The following is a 25,656-nucleotide window of genomic DNA, read 5'->3' on the forward strand; positions in this document are numbered from 1 at the left end:
CTGTTAAACTATGGATGTAAAGAGGAAATGAGAGGCAGGAAAGCGTACGTTCCTCCTCGTTTCCCATCATGTATAAATCTACAAGGAGGACAGATCATGTCAAACCATCCAATTCATGTTTTTTCAGAAATTGGTAAGCTGAAAAAAGTTATGTTACACAGACCAGGTAAGGAAATTGAAAACCTGATGCCTGACTACCTAGAACGCCTACTCTTCGATGATATTCCATTCTTAGAAGATGCACAGAAAGAGCATGATGCATTTGCTCAAGCTCTTCGTGATGAAGGTGTCGAAGTACTCTACTTGGAAAAATTAGCTGCTGAGTCACTTGTTACACCTGAAATTCGTGAACAATTTATTGATGAATATCTCGAAGAAGCTAACATTCGTGGTCGGGCGACTAAGAAGGCAATTCGCAAGTTGTTGATGTCTATTGAAGATAATCAAGAACTGGTTGAGAAAACGATGGCTGGTGTTCAAAAGGCAGAATTGCCAGAAATCCCTTCTGAAGAAAAAGGTTTGACAGATTTGGTTGAATCCTCTTACCCATTTGCAATAGACCCAATGCCAAACCTTTACTTCACACGGGATCCATTTGCTACGATTGGTAATGCTGTTTCTCTTAACCACATGTATTCAGAAACACGGAACCGTGAAACCTTGTATGGTAAATATATCTTCACCCATCACCCAGAATATGGTGGAAAAGTTCCATTGGTTTACAATCGTGAAGCAACTACTCGTATAGAGGGTGGTGACGAATTGGTTCTTTCAAAAGATGTTTTGGCAGTAGGTATTTCACAACGTACCGATGCTGCATCAATTGAAAAACTATTGGTAAATATCTTTGAACAGCATGTTGGCTTCAAGAAAGTATTGGCATTCGAATTTGCTAACAACCGTAAATTCATGCACTTGGATACAGTATTTACCATGGTTGACTATGATAAGTTTACTATCCACCCAGAAATTGAAGGTGACCTTCGTGTCTTCTCTGTAACCTATGAAAATGATACGCTTCATATTGAAGAAGAACATGGTGACTTGGCAGAACTTTTGGCTGCGAACCTTGGTCTTGAAAAGGTAGAATTGATCCGTTGTGGTGGCGGTGATATGGTTGCTGCTGGTCGTGAGCAATGGAATGATGGTTCAAATACATTGACTATTGCACCAGGTGTGGTAGTTGTTTACAAACGCAATACGATTACCAATGCAATCCTCGAGTCCAAAGGGCTTCGTTTGATTAAGATTGGCGGAAGCGAATTGGTTCGCGGTCGTGGTGGACCTCGTTGTATGTCAATGCCGTTTGAACGGGAAGACATCTAATGCCAAGTATAGAACGAACAACAATCGGTTCGGAAGAATGGCAACGCGCAGCCTCTATCTATGTCCGCTATAAGGTATTTGTCCTTGAGCGTGGTATTGCAAAGGAAGATGAATTTGACCAGAATGATACGGTAGGAAGAGTTTACGCCAATCTCTTTATTGGTGAAGAACCTGTTTCAACGGGACGTTTTCTTCCTGTCGGCCCTGGTCAAGCTCGTCTAACCCGAATAGCCACTCTACCGAATTTTCGTGGAAAAGGCTATGGAAAAATGATTATCAGCTCTTTGGAAGCTTATGCACGTGAAGCAGGCTTTCATCAGTTGAATATACATTCGGAGTTAACTGCAAAGACTTTTTATGAGTCAGTTGGCTACCAAGCAACTTCTGAAGTTTATCAAGAAGATGGAGAATGGTGCCAGACATTGACAAAATTTATTTAAACATTAGGAGAAGAGACAATGACAAACGTATTTAAAGGTAGACATTTCCTTGCAGAGAAAGATTTCACACGTGCAGAATTGGAATGGTTGATTGATTTCTCAGCTCATTTGAAAGATTTGAAAAAACGCAATATTCCACACCGTTATTTGGAAGGTAAAAATATTGCTCTCTTGTTTGAAAAAACATCAACACGTACTCGTGCTGCCTTCACAGTAGCATCAATTGACCTTGGTGCCCATCCAGAATATCTTGGTGCAAATGACATCCAACTTGGTAAGAAAGAATCTACAGAAGATACTGCTAAAGTTTTGGGACGTATGTTCGACGGTATTGAATTCCGTGGTTTCAGTCAAAAAATGGTGGAAGAATTGGCAGAATTCTCTGGTGTGCCAGTATGGAATGGTTTGACAGATGCATGGCACCCAACTCAAATGTTGGCGGACTACTTGACTGTTAAAGAAAACTTTGGCAAGTTGGAAGGCTTGACTCTGGTTTACTGTGGTGATGGCCGGAACAACGTTGCTAACTCACTTTTGGTAACAGGCGCTATCCTTGGTGTCAATGTCCATATCTTCTCTCCAAAAGAACTCTTCCCAGAAGAAGAAGTAGTTGCCTTGGCTGAAGGTTTTGCGAAAGAAAGTGGAGCACGTGTTCTCATTACTGATAATGCTGACGAAGCAGTCAAAGGCGCAGATGTTCTCTATACAGACGTTTGGGTATCAATGGGTGAAGAAGATAAATTTGCTGAACGCGTTGCCCTCTTGAAACCATACCAAGTGAATATGGAATTGGTGAAAAAAGCAGAAAATGACAATCTCATCTTCTTGCACTGCTTGCCTGCCTTCCATGATACAAACACTGTTTATGGTAAAGATGTCGCTGAAAAATTCGGTGTAGAAGAAATGGAAGTAACAGACGAAGTATTCCGTAGCAAATATGCTCGTCACTTCGACCAAGCTGAAAACCGTATGCACACTATTAAAGCAGTGATGGCGGCTACTTTAGGGGATCCATTTGTTCCACGTGTGTAATACTCTTCGAAAATCAAACTCATACGTTGTTGCCTCGATTTGATGACTGAAAAGCTCCAGTGGAGGTTTTCAGCCTGTTCCCTTGAAGTATGAAAGGAACGGAGTTCTATCTTCATATGTGAAGCGAACTTCGCTCTATTTCCAACCTCCAAAGGTTCCCCGAACCTTTGAAGCAAGTCTGATTTTGATTTTCATTGAGTATATTCTCTAGTCATCGCAACCTCCGGGGGCTGGCACCCAGCCCCCTTATTTTGAGGGTAGATGTGTAAGCGATTACTATTTCGCGAAAGTGAGGAAAAAGCAAGAGATATGGCAAATCGTAAAATTGTAGTAGCCTTGGGTGGCAATGCCATTTTATCGTCCGACCCATCGGCTAAAGCACAAAAAGAGGCCTTGGTACAAACAGCTAAGCACCTTGTAAAATTGATAAAAAATGGGGACGACCTTATTATCACGCATGGTAATGGTCCTCAGGTTGGAAACTTACTTCTTCAAAACCTTGCTGCTGATTCGGAAAAGAACCCAGCTTTTCCATTAGACAGTTTGGTAGCCATGACAGAAGGTTCGATTGGTTTCTGGTTGCAAAATGCCTTGGAAAATGAATTGCTCAAGGAAGGCATTGAAAAAGATGTAGCATCTGTTGTGACCCAGGTTATCGTGGATAAGAATGATCCCGCCTTCGAAAATTTGACCAAGCCGATTGGACCATTCTATACAGAAGAAGAAGCGAAAGCAGAAGCAGAAAAGACTGGTGCAACCTTCAAAGAAGATGCTGGTCGTGGCTGGCGCAAAGTCGTTGCTTCGCCAAAACCTGTAGGAATAAAAGAAATTGGTACCATTCGTACCCTTCTCAATGCAGGTGAGGTAGTCGTAGCTGCTGGAGGCGGAGGTATTCCAGTTGTCCAAGAAGCAGATGGCACCCTGACCGGTGTGGAAGCAGTTATCGATAAGGACTTTGCTTCTCAATGTTTGGCAGAATTGGTTGACGCAGACTTGTTTATCGTCTTGACCGGTGTAGACTATGTCTTTGTTAACTACAACAAACCAGACCAAGAAAAATTAGAAACAGTTACCGTAGCTGAATTGGAAGAATATATCAAACAAAATCAATTCGCACCAGGTTCCATGCTACCGAAAGTTGAAGCAGCTATTGCTTTTGTAAACAATAAGCCGCAATCAAAAGCAGTCATTACCTCATTAGAAAACTTAGGCGCTTTGATTGAATCCGATAGCGGCACTATCATTGTCAAAGGCTAAGTAGCTGTATGTATCGTTGAGGCTTCTATTTATTGATGTACTCTGCATGCAAATATAGTTTTTAAACTAGACGGGTTATTTATTGATGGAGTTAGGGGAGTGGGAGTGTTGATAGTCCTACAAGGGTTCCCTTTAATCGAAACATGAAGGTCTGGGCTTCTAAGCTCCCTCCCCTCTCATCCATTTCCTATCAAGTATCTATCTATAAGCAATGATTTCAGATAATAGACTGAAGGAGATAGACATCTCTTGAAGATAGGTGGATATTTGATACGGTTATTACGGATACAATTTCCCTTAAATAGGGGATAAACTTTTAAAATATTATAGGAGGTTTTTGCGATGAGCGAAAAAGTGAAAAAAGGCTTTAAATTGCCTTCGTCTTATACAATATTGATGCTCATTATTGCCTTTATGGCAGTGATGACATGGATTATTCCAGCTGGTCAGTATCAGGTTGATGAAGCCGGACATTTGGTGGCTGGTACCTATGAGAAGGTTGCTCAAAATCCACAAGGGATTTACGATGTTTTTATGGCTCCAGTTCGTGCCATGCTTGGTCATGGTGCGACTGAAGCAGCGATTAACGTAGCATTCTTCATCATCATGGTTGGTGCCTTTCTTGGTGTAGTTAACGAAACAGGTGCACTTGATGTAGGGATTGCTTCTATTGTAAAACGCTTCAAAGGTCGTGAAAAAATGTTGATTTACATTCTCATGACTTTGTTTGCCTTGGGAGGCTCAACCTATGGTATGGGTGAAGAAACAATGGCTTTCTTCCCACTCCTTGTTCCTGTTATGATGGCGGTTGGTTTTGATAGTATTACTGGTGTAGCCATCATCTTGCTAGGGTCTCAAATCGGCTGTTTGGCTTCTACTGTAAACCCATTTGCGACAGTTGTTGCTTCTGACGCAGCAGGTGTAAGTGTTGCGGATGGTATGATTTGGCGCTTTGTCTTCTTCGTTGTCATTCTCGCGATGGGGGTTCTCTTTGTAGCCAACTATGCTGAGAAAGTGAAAAATGATCCGACTAAGTCCTTGGTTTATAAACAACGTGAAGCGGACATGCAACACTTTAATGTAACAGCAACTCAAGAAGTGAATGCAGAATTATCACCAGCTCAAAAACGTGTTCTCTGGGTATTTGTATTAACATTTGTTCTCATGATTTGTAGCTTTATTCCATGGGAAGATTTGGGTGTGACTATCTTTACACAATTTAATGATTGGTTGATTGGTCTTCCATTCATCGGTCAAGTGATTGGTTCTTCAACAGCTGCTCTTGGTACTTGGTACTTCCCAGAAGGAGCAATGCTCTTTGGTATCGCAGGGATTGTAGTTGGTTTAGTTTATGGTATGAGTGAAGAACGTTTGGTAAAATCCTTTATGTTCGGTGCGGCTGATATTTTCAGCGTAGCTTTGATTTGTGCTATCGCGCGTGGTATTCAAGTCATCATGAACGATGGTATGATTACTGCCACTATTCTCCACATGGGTGAAGAAGGATTGCAAGGTTTGTCTTCACAAGTATTCATCATTTTGACATATCTCTTCTATCTACCAATGTCCTTCCTGATTCCATCTTCATCAGGTCTTGCAGGGGCTTCTATGGGTATCATGGCACCTCTTGGTGAATTTGTAAATGTACCAGCGAGCTTGGTTATCACAGCTTTCCAAGCTGCATCAGGTCTCTTGAACTTGGTGGCTCCAACATCAGGTATTGTAATGGGAGCCTTGGCACTTGGTCGTGTTGAAATTGGTACTTGGTATAAATTTGTAGGTAAGTTAATCGTAGGCATCATGATTGCCTCCATAGCTATTTTGGTCATTGCGACATTCTTCTAATCGAAATTCTGGGTCAGATTTTATCATGAATACAGATAAAATTTGGCTCAGTTTTTCCTTTTATGATAGAATAGTGCTAGAAAATATATCATATCTTATTATGTTGAAAGGGGACACAATGAGAACAAGTTTTATTCAGTCATCGCATCAGGAGGCATGTATTCAAGCCATCCAAGAACTGGTTGCTTTTCCTTCTGTTTTGCAAGAACATCAGGCAGATACGCCATTTGGTCAAGCGATTCAGGATGTTCTGGAGCACACGTTGGCTTTGACGGAAAAAATGGGTTTTAAAACTTATTTAGACCCTGCTGGTTATTATGGCTATGCTGAAATTGGGCAAGGCGAAGAATTATTAGCAATCCTTTGCCACTTAGATGTGGTACCTGCTGGTGATCTTAGTCAATGGCAGACGCCGCCTTTTGAGGCTGTGGTAGAGGGAGATTACATTATTGGACGCGGAGTTCAGGATGATAAAGGTCCTTCGATGGCGGCCTTATTTGCAGTAAAAGCACTTCTTGATGCGGGAGTCCAATTTAACAAACGGATTCGTTTCATTTTTGGAACAGATGAAGAGACCTTATGGCGGTGTATGAACCGCTACAATCAGTTGGAAGAAGTGGCAACTATGGGCTTTGCACCAGATTCTTCCTTCCCTTTGACTTATGCTGAAAAAGGATTGCTACAGGCCAAATTGCATGGTCCAGGTCACCCTTGTCTGAGTATCGAAGCGGGAACTGCCTATAACGTAGTACCTGCCAAGGCAAGCTATTCTGGTCATTTATTAGCAGGAGTTATTGCGGAATTAGATCAATTAGGCTTTGATTATGAAACCAAAGATGATCAAGTAACGGTTCTTGGTATTTCGCGGCACGCCAAGGATGCTGCCGAGGGGGTCAATGCCATTGTTCGTTTGGCAAAGGCTTTGGAACATTTTGAAAATCATCCAGCCTTGGACTTTATCGTCAATGCAGTTGGTGAAGATGCCACAGGATTTAAGCTTTTTGGTGATGTGACCGATGAACCATCAGGGACACTCAGTTTCAATATTGCAGGTCTAACCATTAGCGCAAAAAAATCAGAAATTCGCTTGGACATTCGTATTCCTGTCACTGCGGATAAAGATGCCCTAGTTTCTACTTTACAAGCCAAAGCGCAATCATGTGGCTTGACCTATGAAGAGTACGACTACCTTGCTTCCTTGTATGTGCCATTAGACAGCCAGCTGGTATCTACGCTCATGTCTGTTTATCAAGATAAGACAGGAGATTTAACAAGCGAGCCAATCTCGTCAGGTGGGGCTACCTTTGCTCGTACCATGCCAAACTGTGTGGCCTTTGGTGCATGTTTCCCAGATACAGAACAAACAGAGCATCAGGAAAATGAACGCATGCCATTAGAAGACTTATATAAAACAATGGATATTTATGCTGAGGCAGTCTATCGCCTAGCTGCGGAATAGCCATATTATCAGTATTGAATAGTAAATTACAGTTTAAAAGCTCTTAGTGAAATATCTAAGAGCTTTTCTTATGAAGAATAACATTGAAAGATGAGATAGAAATGTGTCACTGTTCACAAGAAGTGGACAAAAATATATGAAAGTGTGACTTATTATATGCTATTTTAGAAATAGACCCCATCTGCATATAGAATAAGTCAAGTTAGACTATTCTACAATAAAACGCGTACATGTTATATTTTCGTTTATGAGTATAAAGGGAAGTTATTGATAATTATTTGAAAAATTATCTTTAAAATTAAGTATGTTGTTTGTGAACACAAATTTTTATAATTTACTAAAGAAAAATGGTGGAGTAAACTGTTTCAAGTGCTCGAAGCAAGCTTGTGCCCCCTCGACATCTTCACAAATGATGAGACAGACATCGTCACCGCAGACGGTCGCTACAATTTGAGGAATCTCCATGGCATCCAAAATAGAACCGAATGAGTTGGCCAATCCAGGTAGGGTCTTGAGCACCACTTGATGTTGGATAGGTTTTAGCATGACCAAAGCATCTTCCATATAGAGTCGCAGTCGTTTTTCCCAGCGAGTAGGAGCAATGGGGTTGATGACATAGTGAGAAGAATCATCTTCGTTGACTTTGACAAGATTGAGCATCTTGATGTCACGGGAGAGGGTAGATTGGGTGACGGAGACTCCGTTGACCTCTAGTAATTCTTGCAATTCCTGCTGGGTATGTATTTTCTTCTCCATGATTAGAGACAGGATCAGCTGATGGCGGCTTTCAATCTTGTTCATAGGGCCCTCCTTGAGATGTAAGGAAAATAAAATCTGAACTCAGAATAAATTGGTGATAACAGCCTATTGAATAAACATTGCATCCCCAAAACTAAAGAAGCGGTAACGTTCTTCAACAGCATGTTTATAGGCATCTAAGGTAAATTCTCTACCTGCAAAGGCAGAAACTAGCATAACCAAAGTAGATTTTGGCAGGTGGAAATTGGTTGAGAAGGCATCAACGATTCGGAAGGTGTAGCCAGGTTTGATGAAGATATTTGTCCAACCAGAATCAGCTTCCAAACGGCCATCAAATTTATTACCGATGGTTTCGAGGGTGCGGATGGATGTAGTGCCGACTGCGACGATACGACCACCGTTATCTTTGACCTGATTGAGGGTTTGAGCAGCTTCTGCTGATAGGTTATAGAATTCCGAGTGCATTTCATGCTCATCAACGTTATCAACAGAGACTGGTCGGAAGGTCCCAAGCCCAACGTGAAGAGTCAAATAGACTAGCTTCACTCCTTTAGCTTCGATTTTTTCGAGTAACTCTTGGGTGAAATGTAGTCCAGCAGTTGGGGCTGCGGCAGAACCGTTTTCCTTGGCATAAACTGTTTGATAGCGTTCACGGTCTTCTAATTTTTCATGAATGTAAGGTGGAAGTGGCATTTCGCCTAGACTTTCCAAGACTTCCAGGAAGATACCTTCATAGGAGAATTCAACAATTCTTCCCCCGTGTTCTAATTCTTCTACGATAGTAGCAGTTAATCGTCCGTCACCAAAAGCGACTGTGGTACCGACCTTCAGACGTTTTGCTGGTTTGGCAAGAACTTCCCACTGATCACCTTGGGTATTTTTCAAAAGCAAAAGCTCAACATGTCCCATAGTTTCAGGCTTGTAGCCATAGAGACGGGCAGGCAGAACACGTGTATTGTTCATGACCAGAGCATCACCGGGATTTAGTTGGTCGATAATATGGTCAAAGTGACTGTCAACCATGCTCCGTTTTTCGCGGTCGAGGATCAATAGTTTAGAGCTGTCGCGCTTTTCAAGGGGAACTTGAGCGATAAGCTCTTCGGGTAAATCAAAATCAAAATCTGCAGTATTCATATTCACTCCTTAGACTAAAATAAAATATAGGTAAAATAAATCAATAGGGCAAATGGCAAAGCCACCAATAGACTACCAATCAGGTAGAAAATAAACTTTAGGACCTTTGATTTAGAAATAAAATAGCCAGTAAGGCAGAACAGAATACCAATAAAAAATAAGTAAAAAAGCACATCTGTCATAAATGTATTATATCATAGTTAGACACTTAAGTCTTGATGGATGGGAAGAGAATTAAAATTATTCGTGCTGATGTAATACTCTATAAGTATAAATTCTTGACAAAAATTGGTCTATACCATATAATAAAGAAAAACAATAAATGGTATAGACCAAAGAGGTGTGTTATGAAAATTCATGTAGTAAATAATCAAGTTGAAGGAGCAACTGTAGCATTAGACATTTTGAAAGAAAAATTGAACGGAGGTGCCAAGGTATTAGGTTTGGCAACAGGCTCCAGTCCGTTAGAATTTTACAGATTGATTCGTGAGTCGGATTTAGACTTTTTGGATGTGACATCTGTAAACTTGGATGAGTATGTTGGTCTAGGTGAGGAGAGCGACCAATCCTATATTCATTTTATGAAGGAAAATCTTTTCAATGCCAAACCGTTTAAGAAATCTTATTTACCGAATGGTTTAGCGACAGATGTAGTTGCTGAAACAGAACGTTACAACCAAGTATTGGCAGAGCATCCAATTGATTTCCAAATTTTGGGTATCGGTCGCAACGGCCATATCGGTTTCAATGAACCAGGTGCTCCATTTGATGGTCAGACCCATCTGGTTGAATTGGCGCCATCAACCATCGAAGCCAATGCACGCTTCTTTGACAATCCAGAAGATGTACCCAAACAAGCTATCTCCATGGGCATCGCCAACATTATGGCAGCCAAGACCATTGTTCTCATGGCCTATGGTCAGGAAAAAGCTGACGCCATTAAGGCGACTGTGGAAGGAGCAGTGACAGAAGATGTCCCAGCAAGCGTCCTCCAAAACCACGACAATGTCATCCTTATCCTCGACCAAGCGGCAGCAAGTAAATTAGTGTAGTATGTTGTAAACGATTATTCTTAGACATAAAGTTGGTTGTAACAGTGCAATAAGTATAATGTCTGAATGAATCTAGGTTCTTTTTCCATTATGAATTTGACAAAAATTGTGAAAAGGCATGTAACTTATATTTTTAAGGGCATGCCTTTTGCTATTCTGATAATCAATATCAGTTGTTATATATTGAATGGATTATAACATTAAGTTGGATGTGAGAGAAAATTTCGACAAGAGGTACTACTAAATTGCTGTCCTTTATCATGTTGAAAATTGATAGGAACAAGTGAAATGGGCAAAATAGTATCATTTTCTCTACGTTTTGTATAACGTTTTCATTTTTTTAGGTAGTTTTATGGTTTTTATATAATCTTTTTCTAAAGTTGGTTTTTGAGTTATTTTTTTGTACTATACTGTTACTACGTTTCCGATAGGAGGAAGCAAATATCTATACAAAGGAGGAGGCTGGGCAAAAAGCCCAGGACCACTACTCAGAGTTCGTGTCAACATCTCAGCGCAGTGGTTGATTGGCAGATTTGTTCGTGTTTTACACTCCAAATCTGACCATTACGACTGATGCGAACAGTGTTCGCTTCATTTCCAACCTCTAACAGTCACTACTCTGACTTAACGACTGTTGCGGACTTCGTTCGCTATATCTCCAACCTCCAAAGGTTCCCCGAACCTTTGGAGCTATACGGGGGTGGGAGTTTAAAAGGTCTGGGAGACCTTTTAAAGTGGGAGATATAAGCTGACGGCAGTCAGCTCACATAAATTGATGTCTGGGAATAGACTGTTTCAGCTCAACAACTGGAAATAAGGACTTGTTGACGAACTCTTTTTTAACTAGTCGAGTTCCCCCTCTCATTGTAACAAAACGTAATTATAAAGTTGGCGCATGTGCTATGGCACTTGCAGTGCTAATGACCACTGCAGGTGGTGCAGTTGTAAATGCAGAGCAACGACTTAATTCACCAGTTGGTTTTGAGTAACGTGACGAAGTACTTCTAGAGCTGAAAGAATCAACCCAACCTTTTGGTCAAGGTGTTCAACATTTAGAGCCTATCAACCCACCTGTGACTCAAATGGCTCCTTCTGTACAAAAATCATCATGGTTTGGTTCATTTTGGGGAGGTGTACAAAAATTGTGGAATGCATTATGTTGTTCTGTGGGATTAACTTGGTGTAAAGTTAAATAAGTAATCTAGAGTTATAATCTTGTAATATTTAGTCAATTAATTTGAAAATCCTTCATACTTCACTAACTTTCTTAAATTATTTAATTTTCTATATATTACCCTCTTAAAAATCTTTTTCATCTATACATTCATAACTTTAATACTATCACTCAAAATAGTATGCCCTCTATGAAAATAGAGGGTTACATTTTTTTGCGAATGAGATGTTGACACGAATTCCATATTTCTTGAGTCTCGGTTGTAATTTTTCTTAGATAAATTAAAGAGTGAAAAGTTTAGGATGTAATTGTTCTAAACTTTTTATATTGCATTGATAAAAAAATACAGTCTTTGTGTAACAGGTATATTCTTGTATTTTTTTGTGAAAAAAGAAATAAATTGACAAAATTATGGTAAAATGTAGGTTGATTTAAAATTAATCATTTAATGAATGGAATGAGTTCGAAGTAAGTCAAGATTGACTAGACATTGTATTTAAAGTAATTCGCAGGAATAAGAGATGGAAGGAGATAGAACATGCAACATCCAGTTGTACGATTTATCTGTAGAACCCTGTTCTATTTTTTTATATTGTTACTACTTTTGTATCTGTATAGTTATTTAGACATTGGACAGGGAGGATTTATCTATAATGAGTTTTAAAGAGGAGAGTATAAAAAAGATTAGCAGTATGTTAGAGCGGGTAGAGCATTTTGCGACAGAAAATCCTGACTACCCTGTTTACCATTATCTAGGACAGTTGTACAGTTATGGGGATTTAAAGGCAGATTCAGATTCTTTAGCAGCCCATATTGATAGTTTGGATTTACCAGCAAACTCTCCTGTTCTTGTTTTTGGCGGACAGGAGTACCAGATGTTGGCAATCTTTGTTGCCTTAACCAAGGCTGGCCATCCATATATCCCTGTAGATAGTCATTCTGCTTTGGATCGGATTGAAGCTATTCTGGAAATAGCAGAGCCGAGTTTGGTGTTTGCGGTAGCAGACTTTCCGCTAGAGACAAGTTTGCCAGTGCTTGGTTTGTCTGAAGTTGAAGCCATTTTTGAGAAGAAGTCAACTTATCAGTTGATGCATCCTGTAAGTGGAGATGATACCTACTATATTATCTTCACTTCTGGGACAACGGGTAAACCAAAAGGGGTGCAAATTTCGCATGACAATTTGCTCAGCTTCACTAACTGGATGATAAGGGATAAGGAGTTTGCGCTACCAGAGCGACCGCAAATGTTGGCTCAACCGTCCTATTCGTTTGACTTGTCGGTTATGTATTGGGCTCCGACGCTTGCCCTTGGTGGGACCTTATTTGCCCTACCGAAAGAGTTGACTTTGGATTTTAAGACCTTATTTGCAGCTATTCAAACTTTGCCATTTAAGATTTGGACTTCGACACCATCATTTGTAGATATGGCTTTGCTATCTCGTGAGTTTGATGGGGAACATTTACCAGATTTGACGCATTTCTATTTTGACGGAGAGGAGTTAACTGTAAAAACAGCTCAGAAGCTCCGCGAACGTTTTCCAAAAGCTGTGATTGTTAACGCTTATGGACCGACCGAAGCTACAGTCGCCTTATCAGCAGTTGCTATAACTAATGAGATGTTAGTGAATTATAAACGTTTGCCGATTGGTTATACCAAACCAGACTCACCAACTTTTATTTTGGATGAGGATGGTCAAGTAGTACCGAATGGTCAACAGGGAGAAATTGTTGTATCAGGTCCTGCTGTCTCTAAAGGATATTTGAATAATCCTGAGAGAACCGAGGCGGCATTTTTCCAGTTTGACGGCTTACAGGCCTATCATACTGGGGATTTGGGTGTAATGACAGATGAAGGTCTGTTACTCTATGGTGGGCGTATGGATTTCCAAATTAAATATAATGGTTATCGTATCGAGTTGGAAGAAGTTGCCCAACACTTAAATAAATCAACCTATATTGAGGCTGCGGTAGCTGTTCCACGTTATAATGCTGACCATAAAGTGCAAAATCTGTTAGCTTATGTTGTCCCTAAAGCAGGGATTATGGAGCAGTTCGATCGAGAGTTGGAGTTAACCAGGGTCATCAAGCAGGAGTTAAAAGAACGGATGATGGATTATATGATGCCTTCGAAGTTTATTTATCGAGACAGTCTTCCTTTGACTGCAAATGGGAAGATTGATATTAAGGGATTGATCGCTGAGGTGAATGCTCAATGATGGAGTTTTTCAAACAGCTACCTCAGTTAGAGCCTTATGGGAATCCATTGTACTTTTTCTATTTAGTCTTAGCGCTAGTACCAATTTTTATAGGACTCCTTTTTAAAAAACGTTTCCCCTTGTATGAAACAGGTGTTAGTTTAGCCTTCATTGTCTTGATGTTTACAGGTACAAAGACAATGCAATTGCTGTCTTTATTGGCCTATATTATTTGGCAGACAATGTTGATTTTTTTCTACAAACATTATCGTCAACGGGCAAATCAAAGCTGGGTCTTCTATTTAATCGTGTGTTTAGCTGTTTTTCCGTTGACTTGGGTAAAGTTGGCACCGACTTTTAGTCAGCATGGGGCAATTTTCGGTTTTTTAGGTATTTCTTATTTAACGTTTCGGTCGGTCGGAATGGTGATTGAAATGCGGGACGGTTTACTAACGGAATTTAGTTTAGGGAGTTTTTTACGATTTTTGCTATTTATGCCAACTATTTCGAGTGGTCCTATTGATCGTTATAGACGGTTTACGGAAGATTACAAACAAATTCCTGAGCGAACTGAGTTATTAAATATGCTCGATCAGACTGTGCATTATATTATGATGGGCTTCTTATATAAGTTTATTCTAGCCTATTTTATCGGGCATACTTTACTGGAGCCTTTAAAGGCAGTCGCCTTGGATCAAGGTGGATGGTTTAACTTACCTACTATTGGAGTTATGTATCTCTATGGTTTTGAATTATTCTTTGACTTTGCAGGCTATTCCATGTTTGCCATAGGTATTTCCAACCTTATGGGTATTCGCTGCCCAATTAACTTTGATCAACCGTTCAAATCGCGTGATCTTAAGGAATTTTGGAATCGATGGCATATCAGCTTATCTTTTTGGTTCCGTGATTTCGTCTTCATGCGTCTGGTTAAGACTTTGTTAAAACATAAGGTTTTCAAAAATCGAAATACGGTATCTAATGTTGCCTATCTGCTAAATATGCTCTTGATGGGCTTGTGGCATGGTGTAACATGGTATTATATTGCATATGGTCTCTTTCATGCTTTGGGGTTGATCATCAATGACGCTTGGATTCGTAAGAGGAAATCAATTAATTTAGCTCGAAAAAAAGCTGGGCAAGAACCACTGCTGGATAATCGTTGGACGAGTTTCGCTGGTATGTTTGTGACCTTCCATACGGTCATGTTCTCTTTCTTGATATTTTCAGGATTTTTAGATAAATTGTGGTTCAAGTAGACAATAGGTAACGATTGTATGAATCGTAGAAAGGAATAAAAAAATGGATGTAAAAGAAACAATATTGAATATTATCGAAGAATTATTTATGGAAGATGTATCTGAAATGATGGATGAAGACCTATTTGATGCGGGTGTTTTGGATAGTATGGGGACCGTAGAACTTATTGTGGAGTTAGAAAGTCGTTTTAATATTACAGTTCCAGTTTCAGAGTTTGGTCGTGAAGATTGGAATACAGCTAACAAAATCATTTCTGGTGTTGTGGAGTTGATGCATGCGTAAGCAATTGTGGCAGATTTTTGGGCCTGTGATTTGTGCAACGTTTTTAGTTATTCTCACCTTGTTGTTTTTCCCGAGTTCTTCTCGGTCAAATTTCAAAGAAGAAAAACAAGATGCAGTAGCATTGTCTTATATTAGTTTTAAGAGCAAATATAAGAAAAATAGAGCTCTGGGAGACAAAAATCATCGCTTTGTTCCTTTCTTTGGGTCAAGTGAATGGTCACGTTTTGATAGTATGCATCCGTCAGTGTTGGCAGATGCCTATCAGAGAGAGTATACTCCCTATTTGTTAGGACAACGTGGTGCAGCTTCGCTGACACAATATTTTGGCATGCAACAGATTGGGGCACATTTAAAAAATAGTCAGGCTATCTATGTTGTTTCTCCTCAATGGTTTTCACCCAAAGGGGCATCATCTAAGGCATTTGAACAATATTTTAGTAGTGATCAAGCCACTCATTTTCTGCAAACAAGTGCTGAGGATGACTATGATAGATATGCAGCAAAGCGTTTCTTAGAGCTTAAATCAGACTGTAGTTTGACAGGAATGTTTCAAAAAGTAGCTAGTGGTAAGGAATTGTCGAAATGGGATAGAGAGCAGTTGACCTGGCAAGCCTATTTATTAGAAAAGCAAGATGCCTTATTTAGTCGCTTTGCTGATTCTGGTAGTAATTTAGGATTGGTAGAAACGGAAGCGATGAAACTTCCAGAGCCTTTTTCCTATGACCGCTTGAGTAAAGTGGCTAATGAGGACGGGAGTCGTTCTACTCAATCAAATGATTTCCAAATTGATGATAGGTTTTATAGAAATCGTCTTCAGTCAAAAATCAAAAAACTCAAACAATCCCAGACAAAAATATCTTATCTGCAATCACCGGAGTACAATGATTTTCAGCTGGTTTTGAATGAATTTGCTAAACATCAGACTGATGTGCTATTTGTAATTCCCCCAGTTAATGAACGTTGGATGAACTACACTGGTCTCAATAAAGATATGTATCAGGCAACAGTAGCAAAGATTAAGTACCAGTTGACCAGTCAAGGTTTCAATCATATTGCTGATTTGTCGGAGCAGGGGGGGATAGATTATTTTATGCAAGATACGATCCACATCGGTTGGCAAGGCTGGCTGGAGCTTGATAAGTATATCCACCCATTCTTGACAGAACAACAAGCACCTGTTCATTATCAGTTAAAAAAAGAATTTTTAACTTCTGAATGGGCTGCATATAAGGGAGATTTAAACTTATTTTTAAAATAGTTAGATACAGTTATAATAAAAAGCAAGAAGGCTTTGAATTAGGAAGTCTCCTTGCTTTTTTGTTCTTTTACTGTAATAAACTGAATGATTATATATCTTCCCCCAACAAACTGTGGTTGGCTTTGCGGAAGCGAATAACATGATAGGCAACCATAGCGTGTGAGAGCAGGTTTAAGATAACAAATAGTAGGATATTTGAATGCCCATCCAGCAATAAGGCAACATTTCCAATTAGTAAAATGAGAGCATAGATGAACAGCCCTCTCCTGCCAACTTGATGGACTTGTTGATTATAGAAGGAGGTCGAAAGGATACCACTATAGAAGATAAGGTTTCCTACAATCAGCATGGGCAAGGCCAAAAATCATTATGATGACTAGGGAAAAGCTCCATTGCCACTGTGAAGAAATTCAAGCCAAGAACAATCACCAAATGAGCGTATAGCAGAACAGTCGCATCTGCCTTGCGGTGATGGTTGATATTGAGATAGGTTTGCGAAATGTAAAACATAAAGGAGAACGCCATAGCCAAGAAGAAGAGAACACCAGTGAGTAGATGCGTCTGAATCGGATAATTCTTCAAAATCGCAATGACCGTTTCACCAAAAGTAATAATAGTAATCAACTGGCAGCGTTCTACGATATGAGGAAAGTTCATGACATCGTGACTGAGTTTGTCCTTGAAGAAATAGGAAATGACAAATGGAAGATAAAAAAGTAAGAGGCTCTTTTCATCATAGGTCCAGAAATTGAAGTAGATAGCTACCGAAGCCAAGAAAAATACCAGCACATAAATCCCAAACATATAGAGACTATTTTTTATATCTGCCGTAAAACCGATTTTTCGCCCCCGAAGGTAGTACTGCAAGCAAAGTAGCAAATAAGACAGGGTCAAAAAGATAGTAAAGGGCAGGGCTGTTGCTTCAAAATCATGACTAAAGTTTAGGGATAATTGCCCCACCACAAACATGGACGCAATAATCGTGATAATATCCAACAAATCCCGTTCACCATATTTGTTGAGGTAAATCGTCTCATTAATCCACAAGGTCATAATAATCAGGTTAGCGGTGATAAAAGTTAGAATTTCCCTGAGACCGATATGGTCACCGTGCAAAAGTCCAGTCAGTGAAGAAGTGGCCAAGACAAAGACCAAATCATAAAATAATTCATAGTTGGATACGCGTTTTGCGATAATTTCAGACATGTCAATCTCCTTTTCAAAAAAATCTGAAATATTATACCATACGAAAAGGGAGGCTGTCATCTCCCTTTATTTCTTACAATGTCCAGTCCAAGTCTGGTCCGACTGGGACAATACCTGTTGGGTTAATGGTTTTGTGGCTACCGTAGTAGTGCTGCTTGATATGGTCAAAGTCAACCGTCTCCGCAATACCAGAGTGGTTGTAAATCCGCTTGGTATAATCCCACAAGTTTGGATAGTCAACCAAGGCCTTGATATTGCATTTGAAATGCCCAAAGTAAACAGGGTCGAAACGCACCAAGGTGGTAAAGAGGCGAATATCAGCCTCGGTCAATTGATTTCCCACTAGATAGTCCCTGACAGCCAAATGTTCTTCTAGTTTGTCCAAGGCAGCAAAGAGGTTGTTGACTTCTTTCTCATAGACTTTCTGATTGGTTGAAAATCCAGCCTTGTAGACTCCGTTGTTGATGTTTGGATAGACAAAGTCATTCATGGCATCAATCTCAGCCTGTAGGTGTTCTGGATAGTAGTCATCATAGTTGCCTGTAATGTCATTGAAGGCGGTATTGAACATCCGCATAATCTCGGCAGACTCGTTGCTTACGATTGTATTGGTTTTCTTATCCCAAAGAACTGGAACGGTGACACGTCCTGTATAGTGTGGATCAGCCTTCAAATATACCTGATAGAGATAGTCGCTGTTAAAGAGGGAATCCTTGATCACGCCAGGTCCGTCTGCAAAAGTCCAGCCATTTTCTAACATGAGGGGATGAACGACAGACAAGGAAATATGGTCTTCCAAGCCCTTCAATTTTCGCATAATCAAGGTCCGACTAGCCCAAGGACAAGCCAGAGAAATATAGAGGTGGTAGCGACCAGACTCAGCCTTGAAACCGCCCTCTCCTGTTGGGCCTGCCTGTCCGTCTGGCATAATCCAGTTGCGAAATTGTGTGATAGTACGGACAAATTTACCGCCTGTTGACTTGGTGTCATACCATTGATCCACCCATTTGCCATCTTGTAAAAGTCCCATGAATTTTCTCCCTTACTGAAGAAATGGGAAATCCAATAGGATGATTGGATTTCCTTTGTAAAAAAATATATCACTAACTAGTATTATAAACTTTTTTCAAAAAGAGTCAAGCTATATGATTTGTGATACAATAGTCCCATGAGATTGGACAAATGTTTAGAGAAAGCCAAAGTTGGCTCGCGTAAGCAAGTAAAAAAACTTTTCAAAGCCCAGCAAATCAAGATTAACGGACGACCTGCTCAAAGCCTAAGCCAGATTGTTGACCCAGAGTTACAAACTATCCAAGTTTCGGGTAAAAAAGTTGCCTTAGAAGGTTCCGCCTATTATTTGCTTCATAAACCAGCAGGAGTCGTTTCTGCCGTGACAGACCAGGAGCATCAGACAGTCATCGACTTGATTTCTCCGCAAGACAGTAGGGAATGTCTCTACCCAGTCGGTCGCCTGGACAGGGATACCGAAGGCCTAGTCCTCATTACCAACAATGGTCCGCTCGGTTATCGCATGCTCCATCCCAGTCACCATGTGGACAAGGTCTACTATGTGGAGGTAAATGGATGCTTGGCTGAGGATGCTTCAAAATTTTTTGCCTCAGGTGTTACTTTCTTGGATGGAACACGGTGTCAGCCTGCAGATTTGACTGTCTTGGAGGCTTCTTTGGACCATAGCAGAGCGACCATCAAGCTGGCAGAAGGTAAGTTTCATCAGGTCAAAAAGATGTTTTTAGCCTATGGTGTCAAGGTCACATATCTCAAGCGGATTTCCTTTGGTGGTTTTGAACTGGGGGATTTGGAACGAGGTACATACAGACAACTCACACCAAATGAAATGGAACATTTATTCACTTATTTTGACTAGAGGAGGATATATAATGAACATTTATGATTTTACAGTACAAAAACAAGATGGAACAGATCAGTCCATGGCTGAGTATCAAGGACAAGTTTTACTTATAGTCAATACAGCGCCAGGTTGTGGATTGGCACCCCAATACAAGGAACTACAGGGGGAGTGGGAAAGAACTCGACTAAGTCAAAAAGAGTTCGTCTTCCCACCCCCGCACAGTTGATTAGGTTAGATTTGGAGTGTAAAACACGAACAAATCTACCAATCAACCACTGCGCTGAGATGTTGACACAAACACTGAGAAGTGGGCCAGGGCTTTTTGCCCAGCCTCATCGAGGCCAAGGTTTTGTAGTGTTGGATTTCCCTTGTAATCAATTTTTAAATCAGGCTCCCGGTTCTGCTGAAGACATCAATCAGATCTGTAGCTTGAATTATGGTACAACTTTTCCTCGTTTTGCTAAAATTGCTGTGAATGGATTTGAAGCTAGTCCGCTATATCGCTATCTTAAGAAAGAAAAATCAACCTTATTAGGAGGTCGAATTGAGTGGAATTTTACCAAGTTTTTGGTGGATAGACAAGGGCGTGTGGTCAAACGATATTTACCAACAACTAGTCCATTAAAACTTAAAGAGGATATTGAATTTTACCTAGAAAAATAACAAGAAGGCTGGAGTCATCTAGCCTTCTTGTTTTAGTAACCACAGAAAATAGGGAGCGCCGATAAGTGAGACGATGATGCCGGTTGGGATGCCTGTTCCGACAAGTAGTACCCGTCCTATGGTATCCGCTAGAAGTAGAATGAAGCTTCCTATTATCATAGTAGCTGGAATGATGACACGATGGTCATTTCCTAACCATTTGCGCACAATGTGACCAGCAATGAGACCAACGAAGGTGATATTACCAACTAAAATGACACTAAGAGAGGCTAGGGCGGTAGCCAATACCAAGGTAGTCCGCCTTTCACGCTGTAAGTGGAGTCCCAAAGCCATGGCTGTCTGGTCGTTTAGATTCATAATATTGAGTGAGCGACTTCGACTAAACGTTGCCATCCACACCAATAGAAGAAGAGGAGTATAGATTGCGATAGTTTTCCAATCTCCACCATTTACTCGACCGCTGAGCCACTGGATAATGTATTCCATCTTAAAGTCATCTAATTGGCTGATGATGCTGACCATGATACCAGACAGCATGCTCGAAATTCCAACTCCCGTGATAATTAAGCGTGCAGGATGGATGCCGTACAGCTTCTTACGTGCAATCCAGTAAACTAGAAAAATGGTTAATCCACCGCCCATCATAGCAAATAGAGGCATGAGACTCAATAAGACAGGGCTGATTTTTGAAGAGAGACCGACAAATAGTGCCACAACAAGACCAGCTCCTGCGTTGATTCCTAATATTCCAGAATCTGCCAGAGGATTGCGGGTCAAAGTTTGTAGCAACAAACCCGCCAAAGCCAGAGAAGCCCCTCCGATAATGGAGGCGATTATTCTAGGTAAGCGAATTCGTCCAATGATCAGTAGAGTCGATGAACTAGCCTGCCCACTCATGATGTCGATGAGATCCGAAAAGGATGAATTGCTATAGCCGATAGATAAGGAAAGTAGGAAAATGACAAATAAAAGGATCAGCAGGAATGTGAATATTTTTAGATAGTTGTGATGTCTTATCAAAAGTGTTTCTCCTTTCTAATCAACCATAGGAAGCAAGGGAGACCAATGATACTGATGACTGCGCTAATGGGAGTTTCAACAGGTGGATTGATAGAACGGCAAACCAAATCTACCCAGATGAGGAAACTAGCCCCTGCAAAGGCAGTTAATGGCAAGAGTAGCTTGTAATTTTTCCCTGTAAACATTCGGATAAAGTGAGGAATAATGAGCCCGATAAAAGAAAGCGAGCCCATAAGAGCTACCGCAGAAGCTGAGAGTAGAAGGACAATTCCCAACAAAACCAAGGTCATCAGTAAGGTTCGTTGACCTAGATTTTTAGCAACGGTTTCGTTGAGACTCAGGATGGTCAGCTGATGCGAAAAGAGTTGAGCAAGGATGAGGCCAATGATGATAAGAGGAGCAATGATGGCCAGCATCTTCCAGTTTACCTGTACCAATCCCCCTGCTTGCCAGCCAATCACTGCAGTTGATAAATCAAAGTAGATAGTAATAGCCTGACCAATAGCAGAAAATAGACTTGCTACCATGGCGCCAGATAAAATTAAACGGAGTTGATTGTAGCCTTTTTGCACCTGATAAGCTAGACCAAAGACTAGACCGGCTGCCAGACAGGAGCCCAGTAAACATATTAATAAAATTTGACTGTAGTGCAAACCACCGAATAGAGCATAGGCAATAATGAGAGCAAGTCCTGCTCCAGCATTGATTCCTAATAAGCCAGGATCGGCAATCGGATTGCGTGTAATTCCTTGCATCATTGCCCCAGCTTGGGCCATGGCAGCTCCCACCAAGATGGCGGCTACCATTCTAGGCAAGCGTAAATCGATGATAACATCCTGAGCGGAAGAATCTGTCAGTGGATGCTTTAGGGTTTCTATCAGTTGTTGGTGGCTATAAGAAATAGCTCCAAAGCGTAAACTAAGATAGACTCCAGCTATGAAAGAAAGACAGATGATGAAAAAAACAAGCCAAATATTCTTTGGCTTTGTTTTGGGATAACGAGAACTTGCTAGTTTGTTCATATATCCAGTCCTTTTACTGAAGTTTTTGAATTTCTGAGACAAAGGCGTCAATTTGTAAATCTAAAGACATCGGATCGGAGAAGTAGAAGAGGTTATAGTCTATCTCGATGACGTGACCATTCTTTACAGCAGGTAGATTTTTCCAAATATCACTTTCTTTGAGAGAGGCAGCTGCTTCTTTTGTTTTATCATTGACGTTAACAAGGACATAGTCGCCAACATATTCTGGAAGAGCTTCTTGAGATACCCCAAACCAGCCTTCTTTATTGATGATGTCTTCTTGAACCTTTGCAGGAGCGGCAAAACCGAGAGCGCGATAGATTAATTCTCCACCACGACCAAAGTTATTACCATAAAGGAAGATGTTCTTATCGAAGAAGTCCATGACGGTAAATGTTGAACTTGTATCAATCAATCCTTTCAATTCCTCTTTCGCAGTAGCAACTTTCTTATCCCATTGATCTAACCAGGCTTGTGCTTCCTTTTCTCTTCCAAAAATCTGACCAATATCTGTCAGCATTTTCAAGTAGTCACTCTTTCCATAAGTGATTTCAATAACTGGAGCAATTTCTTTCAGTGTTTCTAAGTTATCATCACCAGCAAATACTAGAATGACATCTGGCTTTTGTGCGGCAATCGCTTCTGTATCTGCCGTTGTCAATTGTGGAACATCCTTTAGTTTGTCTCCAAAGACGGGACTATTTTTCTCTAAATCTAGACTATAGCTAGATACATCAATTCCTAATTGTAAGAGATAGCCTGTGTAAGAGTAAGCAAAGTTGACAACTTTTTTAGGATTTTTTGGAATGTCACCGTGGTAAGTAATGCCTTCAATCTTTGGCATGCTAGACAATTCTACGTCTGTTGAAGAGGAAGAGGTAGAACAAGCTGTTAAGAAAACCAGCCCAACAAATAAACTAAAAATAGCTAAAAACTTTTTCATTTTTTCTCCTTATTATTTTTTTAAATCGTAAGTTAGCAAAATAGGGTAATCTTGACCAGCAACCTGCATCAATTGAGGTTCAATGCTAAAAATGTCCCTCAGTATCTCAGTTGTCATCATATTGGACACAGACCCATGGTAGCGAATATCTCCCTCTTTCATGGCAATCATATAATCTGAAAATCGAGCTGATAAATTGACATCGTGAAGGACCATCACAATGGTTTTCTGTCGGCTTTGATTCAGTTCTTTTAAAAGTTCTAAGACTTCCAATTGATGATTGAGATCAAGATAGGTTGTTGGTTCATCTAAGAAAATGGTATCCGTATCTTGGGCAAGTGCCATTGCAATCCAAACACGTTGCCTCTGACCACCTGATAAATCATCAACTGGTAACCTAGCGTAGGGAGCGGTCTGGGTGACTTCCAAGGCCCAGTTGATTTTCTCTCTATCCTGATCAGTGAGATGCCCCAGCCCATTTTGATGCGGAAAGCGACCATAGGAGACCAGTTCATAAACGGAAATCCCTTCTGTCGCTTCTAAGACCTGAGGGAGCAGGGCTAATTTTTTTGCAACTTCTTTGGTTGGTAGTTGTGAAATGGCTTGTCCATCTAAATAGATAGCCCCTTCTTGAACAGGAATAATCCTTGTCAATGCCTTAAGCAAGGTCGATTTTCCACAGCCATTGGCACCAATGATTGTCGTTATACTTCCTTTTGGAATACTTGTTGATAATTCATCAATAATAATCCGATTGTCGTAAGAGACTTGGATATTTTCCGCTTGAATCGAAGACACAAACTCCTCCTTACCAGAATATGATTCATTAATAATTTGTTCCGACCAGTATTATATCAAAAAAATTTATCAAAACAAAGAGTTTTCTGAAAAATTTAATTTAATGAGAATCGTTATAAAAAAGTCCTTGTCTGTGAACAAGGACCCTATGTTACAAATATTGTTTTGCTACTTCGATGTCACCGTCATAGGCGGCTTTTTCGCCATTGACAATCTGGTAGGCGTCAGCCCCCTTGCCTGCGATGATGACGGCATCTTTCGGAGAGCTTGTCTGACTCATGGCTGTGCGAATGGCTTCTTCCCGGTCCAAGATGAAGTTGCTTGGACGGGTCATGTGGGCACGGATTTGTTCAGCGATAGCAGCGGGATCTTCACGGTTGGGATCATCAGCTGTCAGAATGACCTCAATCTGCGGATAGTCATTGAGCAGGAGTCCGAAGTCCTTGCGGCGACTTTCTCCCTTGTTGCCAGGAGCGCCTAAAATCAAGATGACCTTACCTGTCTGGTGTTCCAAGACGACATCGATTAACTTTTTCACACTGTCGCCGTTGTGGGCGTAATCGACAAAAACCTTGGCTCCGTTTTGCTGGGTCAGAACTTCCATACGACCAGGGACATTGGTTTGGGCAATCCCTGTGTGAATATCTTCCAGACTTGCTCCCAAGCGGAGACAGGCCAGTCCTGCTGCGATAGCATTTTCTTGGTTGAAGCCACCAATCAGCTGGATGTCGTAATGGCCAGCCAATTTGCCAGTCGCTGTGAAGTCAAAACCTGCTGACTGGCTAATCTGGTTGTCAGAAGTCGGTCCATAGAAGTCATGGTCTTTGGAGCTAACTTGCTCTCTCACCACTTCAAAATGGTCCATCCCAGCATTGACAATGACTGCTCTGCTATTGTCCATCAAAAGACGCTTATGGTAGAAGTAGTCCTCAAAGGTCGGGTGCTCAATGGGGCCGATGTGGTCGGGGCTGATGTTGAGGAAGACGCCGACATCAAAGGTCAGCCCGTAAACCCGCTTGACCAAGTAAGCCTGGCTGGACACCTCCATAATCAAGTGGGTCATGCCGTTTTGGACCGCCTTCGCCATCATGGCAAAGAGGTCCAGACTCTCAGGCGTGGTCAGGGTAGATTTGAAAAATGTCTTACCGTCCAGCGTGGTGTTCATGGTCGAAAGCATGGCAGGCTTGTGGCTGATGTTAAGAATGTTAAAAGCAAAATAAGCCGCCGTTGTCTTACCCTTGGTGCCGGTGAAGGCCAGGAGTTTAAGCTGTTTCTGGGGATGACCATGAAATTCCATGGCAATCAGGCTCATGGCCTGCTTGATGTCATGGACGATGATAGCAGGAATGCCGACTTCATAGTCGATTTCAGACACGTAAAAAGCCAGCCCAGCCTCGATAGCTTTTTCCAGAAATTCCTTCTTAAAGGCCAAGCCTTTGGCAAAAAAGAGGGTCGTTGGACTAACAGTCCGGCTGTCATAGCTGAGGGCGTCAAACTGGACATCCGTCCATGTGCTGTCAGTCTGGTCATTCTGTTTGATATGGCGGAAGTTGTCATCCGCCTTCAATATTTCTAATACACGTTCAATTGTAATCATGTTTCTATTGTAAACCTATCTAGTGGTTTTTACAAGTCGATGCTATGTAAATAGTGGGTATTTT

23 protein-coding genes and 3 pseudogenes are annotated in these 25,656 nt (G+C 40.9%); 17 read left to right on the forward strand and 9 right to left on the reverse strand.

From position 1 onward, the window contains the following. Nucleotides 1–93 precede the first annotated feature (93 nt). The 6 genes from arcA (at nucleotide 94) to CWM22_03740 (ending at nucleotide 7,359) form a co-directional block, all read left to right on the forward strand. Nucleotides 94–1,326, forward strand: coding sequence for an arginine deiminase (gene arcA / locus CWM22_03715; GenBank protein AUC92834.1), 1,233 nt, complete (start codon nucleotides 94–96; stop codon nucleotides 1,324–1,326). Then, nucleotides 1,326–1,766 carry a GNAT family N-acetyltransferase gene (locus CWM22_03720; GenBank protein AUC91082.1) on the forward strand — a complete coding sequence of 147 codons (441 nt, stop codon included), beginning with the start codon at nucleotides 1,326–1,328 and terminating at the stop codon, nucleotides 1,764–1,766. Before arcA ends, CWM22_03720 begins: the two co-directional genes overlap by 1 nt. An 18-nt stretch (nucleotides 1,767–1,784) precedes the next feature. Further along, nucleotides 1,785–2,798, forward strand: coding sequence for an ornithine carbamoyltransferase (argF, locus tag CWM22_03725; protein AUC91083.1), 1,014 nt, complete (start codon nucleotides 1,785–1,787; stop codon nucleotides 2,796–2,798). Between the two features lie 309 nt (nucleotides 2,799–3,107). Next, nucleotides 3,108–4,055, forward strand: a complete 948-nt coding sequence (arcC, locus tag CWM22_03730) for a carbamate kinase (protein AUC92835.1) — start codon at nucleotides 3,108–3,110, stop codon at nucleotides 4,053–4,055. A 342-nt stretch (nucleotides 4,056–4,397) separates the two neighbouring features. Continuing rightward, nucleotides 4,398–5,900, forward strand: a complete 1,503-nt coding sequence (locus tag CWM22_03735) for a YfcC family protein (protein ID AUC91084.1) — start codon at nucleotides 4,398–4,400, stop codon at nucleotides 5,898–5,900. Between the two features lie 118 nt (nucleotides 5,901–6,018). Further along, on the forward strand, nucleotides 6,019–7,359 hold the full coding sequence (locus CWM22_03740) for a hypothetical protein (GenBank protein AUC91085.1): 1,341 nt from the start codon (nucleotides 6,019–6,021) through the stop codon (nucleotides 7,357–7,359). 327 nt (nucleotides 7,360–7,686) lie between these two features. Here CWM22_03740 and CWM22_03745 read toward each other — a convergent pair whose 3' ends face one another. Together CWM22_03745 and CWM22_03750 are read right to left on the reverse strand one after the other, a co-directional pair. Next, a complete protein-coding gene (locus CWM22_03745; protein ID AUC91086.1) occupies nucleotides 7,687–8,160 on the reverse strand; it encodes an arginine regulator in 474 nt (157 codons plus the stop codon). Nucleotides 8,161–8,223: 63 nt separating this feature from the next. Beyond that, nucleotides 8,224–9,252, reverse strand: coding sequence for an S-adenosylmethionine:tRNA ribosyltransferase-isomerase (locus CWM22_03750; GenBank protein ID AUC91087.1), 1,029 nt, complete (start codon nucleotides 9,250–9,252; stop codon nucleotides 8,224–8,226). A 347-nt stretch (nucleotides 9,253–9,599) separates the two neighbouring features. Between CWM22_03750 and CWM22_03755 the strand changes: the two genes are divergently transcribed. The 8 genes and pseudogenes from CWM22_03755 to dltD all read left to right on the forward strand — a co-directional run bounded on the left by CWM22_03755 (nucleotide 9,600) and on the right by dltD (nucleotide 16,473). Continuing rightward, nucleotides 9,600–10,304, forward strand: a complete 705-nt coding sequence (locus tag CWM22_03755; GenBank protein AUC91088.1) for a glucosamine-6-phosphate deaminase — start codon at nucleotides 9,600–9,602, stop codon at nucleotides 10,302–10,304. Between the two features lie 524 nt (nucleotides 10,305–10,828). Beyond that, a complete protein-coding gene (locus CWM22_03760; GenBank protein AUC91089.1) occupies nucleotides 10,829–10,912 on the forward strand; it encodes a hypothetical protein in 84 nt (27 codons plus the stop codon). A 294-nt stretch (nucleotides 10,913–11,206) separates the two neighbouring features. Continuing rightward, a pseudogene (locus CWM22_03765) lies at nucleotides 11,207–11,500 on the forward strand (hypothetical protein). A 516-nt stretch (nucleotides 11,501–12,016) separates the two neighbouring features. Beyond that, on the forward strand, nucleotides 12,017–12,142 hold the full coding sequence (locus tag CWM22_03770) for a teichoic acid D-Ala incorporation-associated protein DltX (protein ID AUC91090.1): 126 nt from the start codon (nucleotides 12,017–12,019) through the stop codon (nucleotides 12,140–12,142). After that, nucleotides 12,132–13,694, forward strand: a complete 1,563-nt coding sequence (dltA, locus tag CWM22_03775; GenBank protein ID AUC91091.1) for a D-alanine--poly(phosphoribitol) ligase subunit 1 — start codon at nucleotides 12,132–12,134, stop codon at nucleotides 13,692–13,694. Before CWM22_03770 ends, dltA begins: the two co-directional genes overlap by 11 nt. Continuing rightward, entirely contained in the window at nucleotides 13,691–14,932 is a 1,242-nt protein-coding gene (gene dltB, locus CWM22_03780; GenBank protein AUC91092.1) for a D-alanyl-lipoteichoic acid biosynthesis protein DltB, read from the forward strand. The genes dltA and dltB overlap by 4 nt, the downstream gene beginning before the upstream one ends. A 43-nt stretch (nucleotides 14,933–14,975) precedes the next feature. Then, nucleotides 14,976–15,215, forward strand: a complete 240-nt coding sequence (locus CWM22_03785) for a D-alanine--poly(phosphoribitol) ligase subunit 2 (protein AUC91093.1) — start codon at nucleotides 14,976–14,978, stop codon at nucleotides 15,213–15,215. Continuing rightward, on the forward strand, nucleotides 15,208–16,473 hold the full coding sequence (dltD, locus tag CWM22_03790; protein AUC91094.1) for a D-alanyl-lipoteichoic acid biosynthesis protein DltD: 1,266 nt from the start codon (nucleotides 15,208–15,210) through the stop codon (nucleotides 16,471–16,473). Before CWM22_03785 ends, dltD begins: the two co-directional genes overlap by 8 nt. 88 nt (nucleotides 16,474–16,561) lie before the next feature. Here dltD and CWM22_03795 read toward each other — a convergent pair. After that, nucleotides 16,562–17,679: pseudogene (locus tag CWM22_03795) on the reverse strand (low temperature requirement protein A). Nucleotides 17,680–17,752: 73 nt separating this feature from the next. Beyond that, on the reverse strand, nucleotides 17,753–18,709 hold the full coding sequence (locus CWM22_03800) for a glutathione S-transferase family protein (GenBank protein AUC91095.1): 957 nt from the start codon (nucleotides 18,707–18,709) through the stop codon (nucleotides 17,753–17,755). A 138-nt stretch (nucleotides 18,710–18,847) separates the two neighbouring features. On the opposite strand from CWM22_03800, the gene CWM22_03805 reads away from it, so the two are divergent. From CWM22_03805 to CWM22_03815, 3 genes and pseudogenes are all read left to right on the forward strand, one after another. Next, nucleotides 18,848–19,564 (forward strand): rRNA pseudouridine synthase, encoded by a 717-nt coding sequence (locus tag CWM22_03805; GenBank protein ID AUC91096.1) that lies wholly within the window; start codon nucleotides 18,848–18,850, stop codon nucleotides 19,562–19,564. A 13-nt stretch (nucleotides 19,565–19,577) separates the two neighbouring features. Further along, nucleotides 19,578–19,775, forward strand: a complete 198-nt coding sequence (locus CWM22_03810) for a glutathione peroxidase (protein ID AUC91097.1) — start codon at nucleotides 19,578–19,580, stop codon at nucleotides 19,773–19,775. A gap of 119 nt (nucleotides 19,776–19,894) precedes the next feature. Then, nucleotides 19,895–20,212, forward strand: a pseudogene (locus CWM22_03815) (glutathione peroxidase). Between the two features lie 18 nt (nucleotides 20,213–20,230). Here CWM22_03815 and CWM22_03820 read toward each other — a convergent pair. The 5 genes from CWM22_03820 to CWM22_03840 form a co-directional block, all read right to left on the reverse strand. Then, nucleotides 20,231–21,232 (reverse strand): iron ABC transporter permease, encoded by a 1,002-nt coding sequence (locus CWM22_03820; GenBank protein ID AUC91098.1) that lies wholly within the window; start codon nucleotides 21,230–21,232, stop codon nucleotides 20,231–20,233. Continuing rightward, entirely contained in the window at nucleotides 21,229–22,254 is a 1,026-nt protein-coding gene (locus tag CWM22_03825) for an iron ABC transporter permease (protein ID AUC91099.1), read from the reverse strand. The genes CWM22_03820 and CWM22_03825 overlap by 4 nt, the downstream gene beginning before the upstream one ends. A gap of 13 nt (nucleotides 22,255–22,267) precedes the next feature. After that, complete coding sequence (locus CWM22_03830; GenBank protein AUC91100.1) at nucleotides 22,268–23,197, reverse strand: ferrichrome ABC transporter substrate-binding protein; 930 nt, start codon at nucleotides 23,195–23,197, stop codon at nucleotides 22,268–22,270. 12 nt (nucleotides 23,198–23,209) lie between these two features. Further along, nucleotides 23,210–23,995, reverse strand: a complete 786-nt coding sequence (locus tag CWM22_03835) for an ABC transporter ATP-binding protein (GenBank protein ID AUC91101.1) — start codon at nucleotides 23,993–23,995, stop codon at nucleotides 23,210–23,212. Nucleotides 23,996–24,146: 151 nt separating this feature from the next. Beyond that, nucleotides 24,147–25,592 carry a UDP-N-acetylmuramoyl-L-alanyl-D-glutamate--L-lysine ligase gene (locus tag CWM22_03840; protein AUC91102.1) on the reverse strand — a complete coding sequence of 482 codons (1,446 nt, stop codon included), beginning with the start codon at nucleotides 25,590–25,592 and terminating at the stop codon, nucleotides 24,147–24,149. Between the last annotated feature and the right edge of the window lie 64 nt (nucleotides 25,593–25,656).

The sequence above is a fragment of the Streptococcus suis genome (genome assembly GCA_002831545.1).
GTDB lineage: Bacteria > Bacillota > Bacilli > Lactobacillales > Streptococcaceae > Streptococcus > Streptococcus suis_P.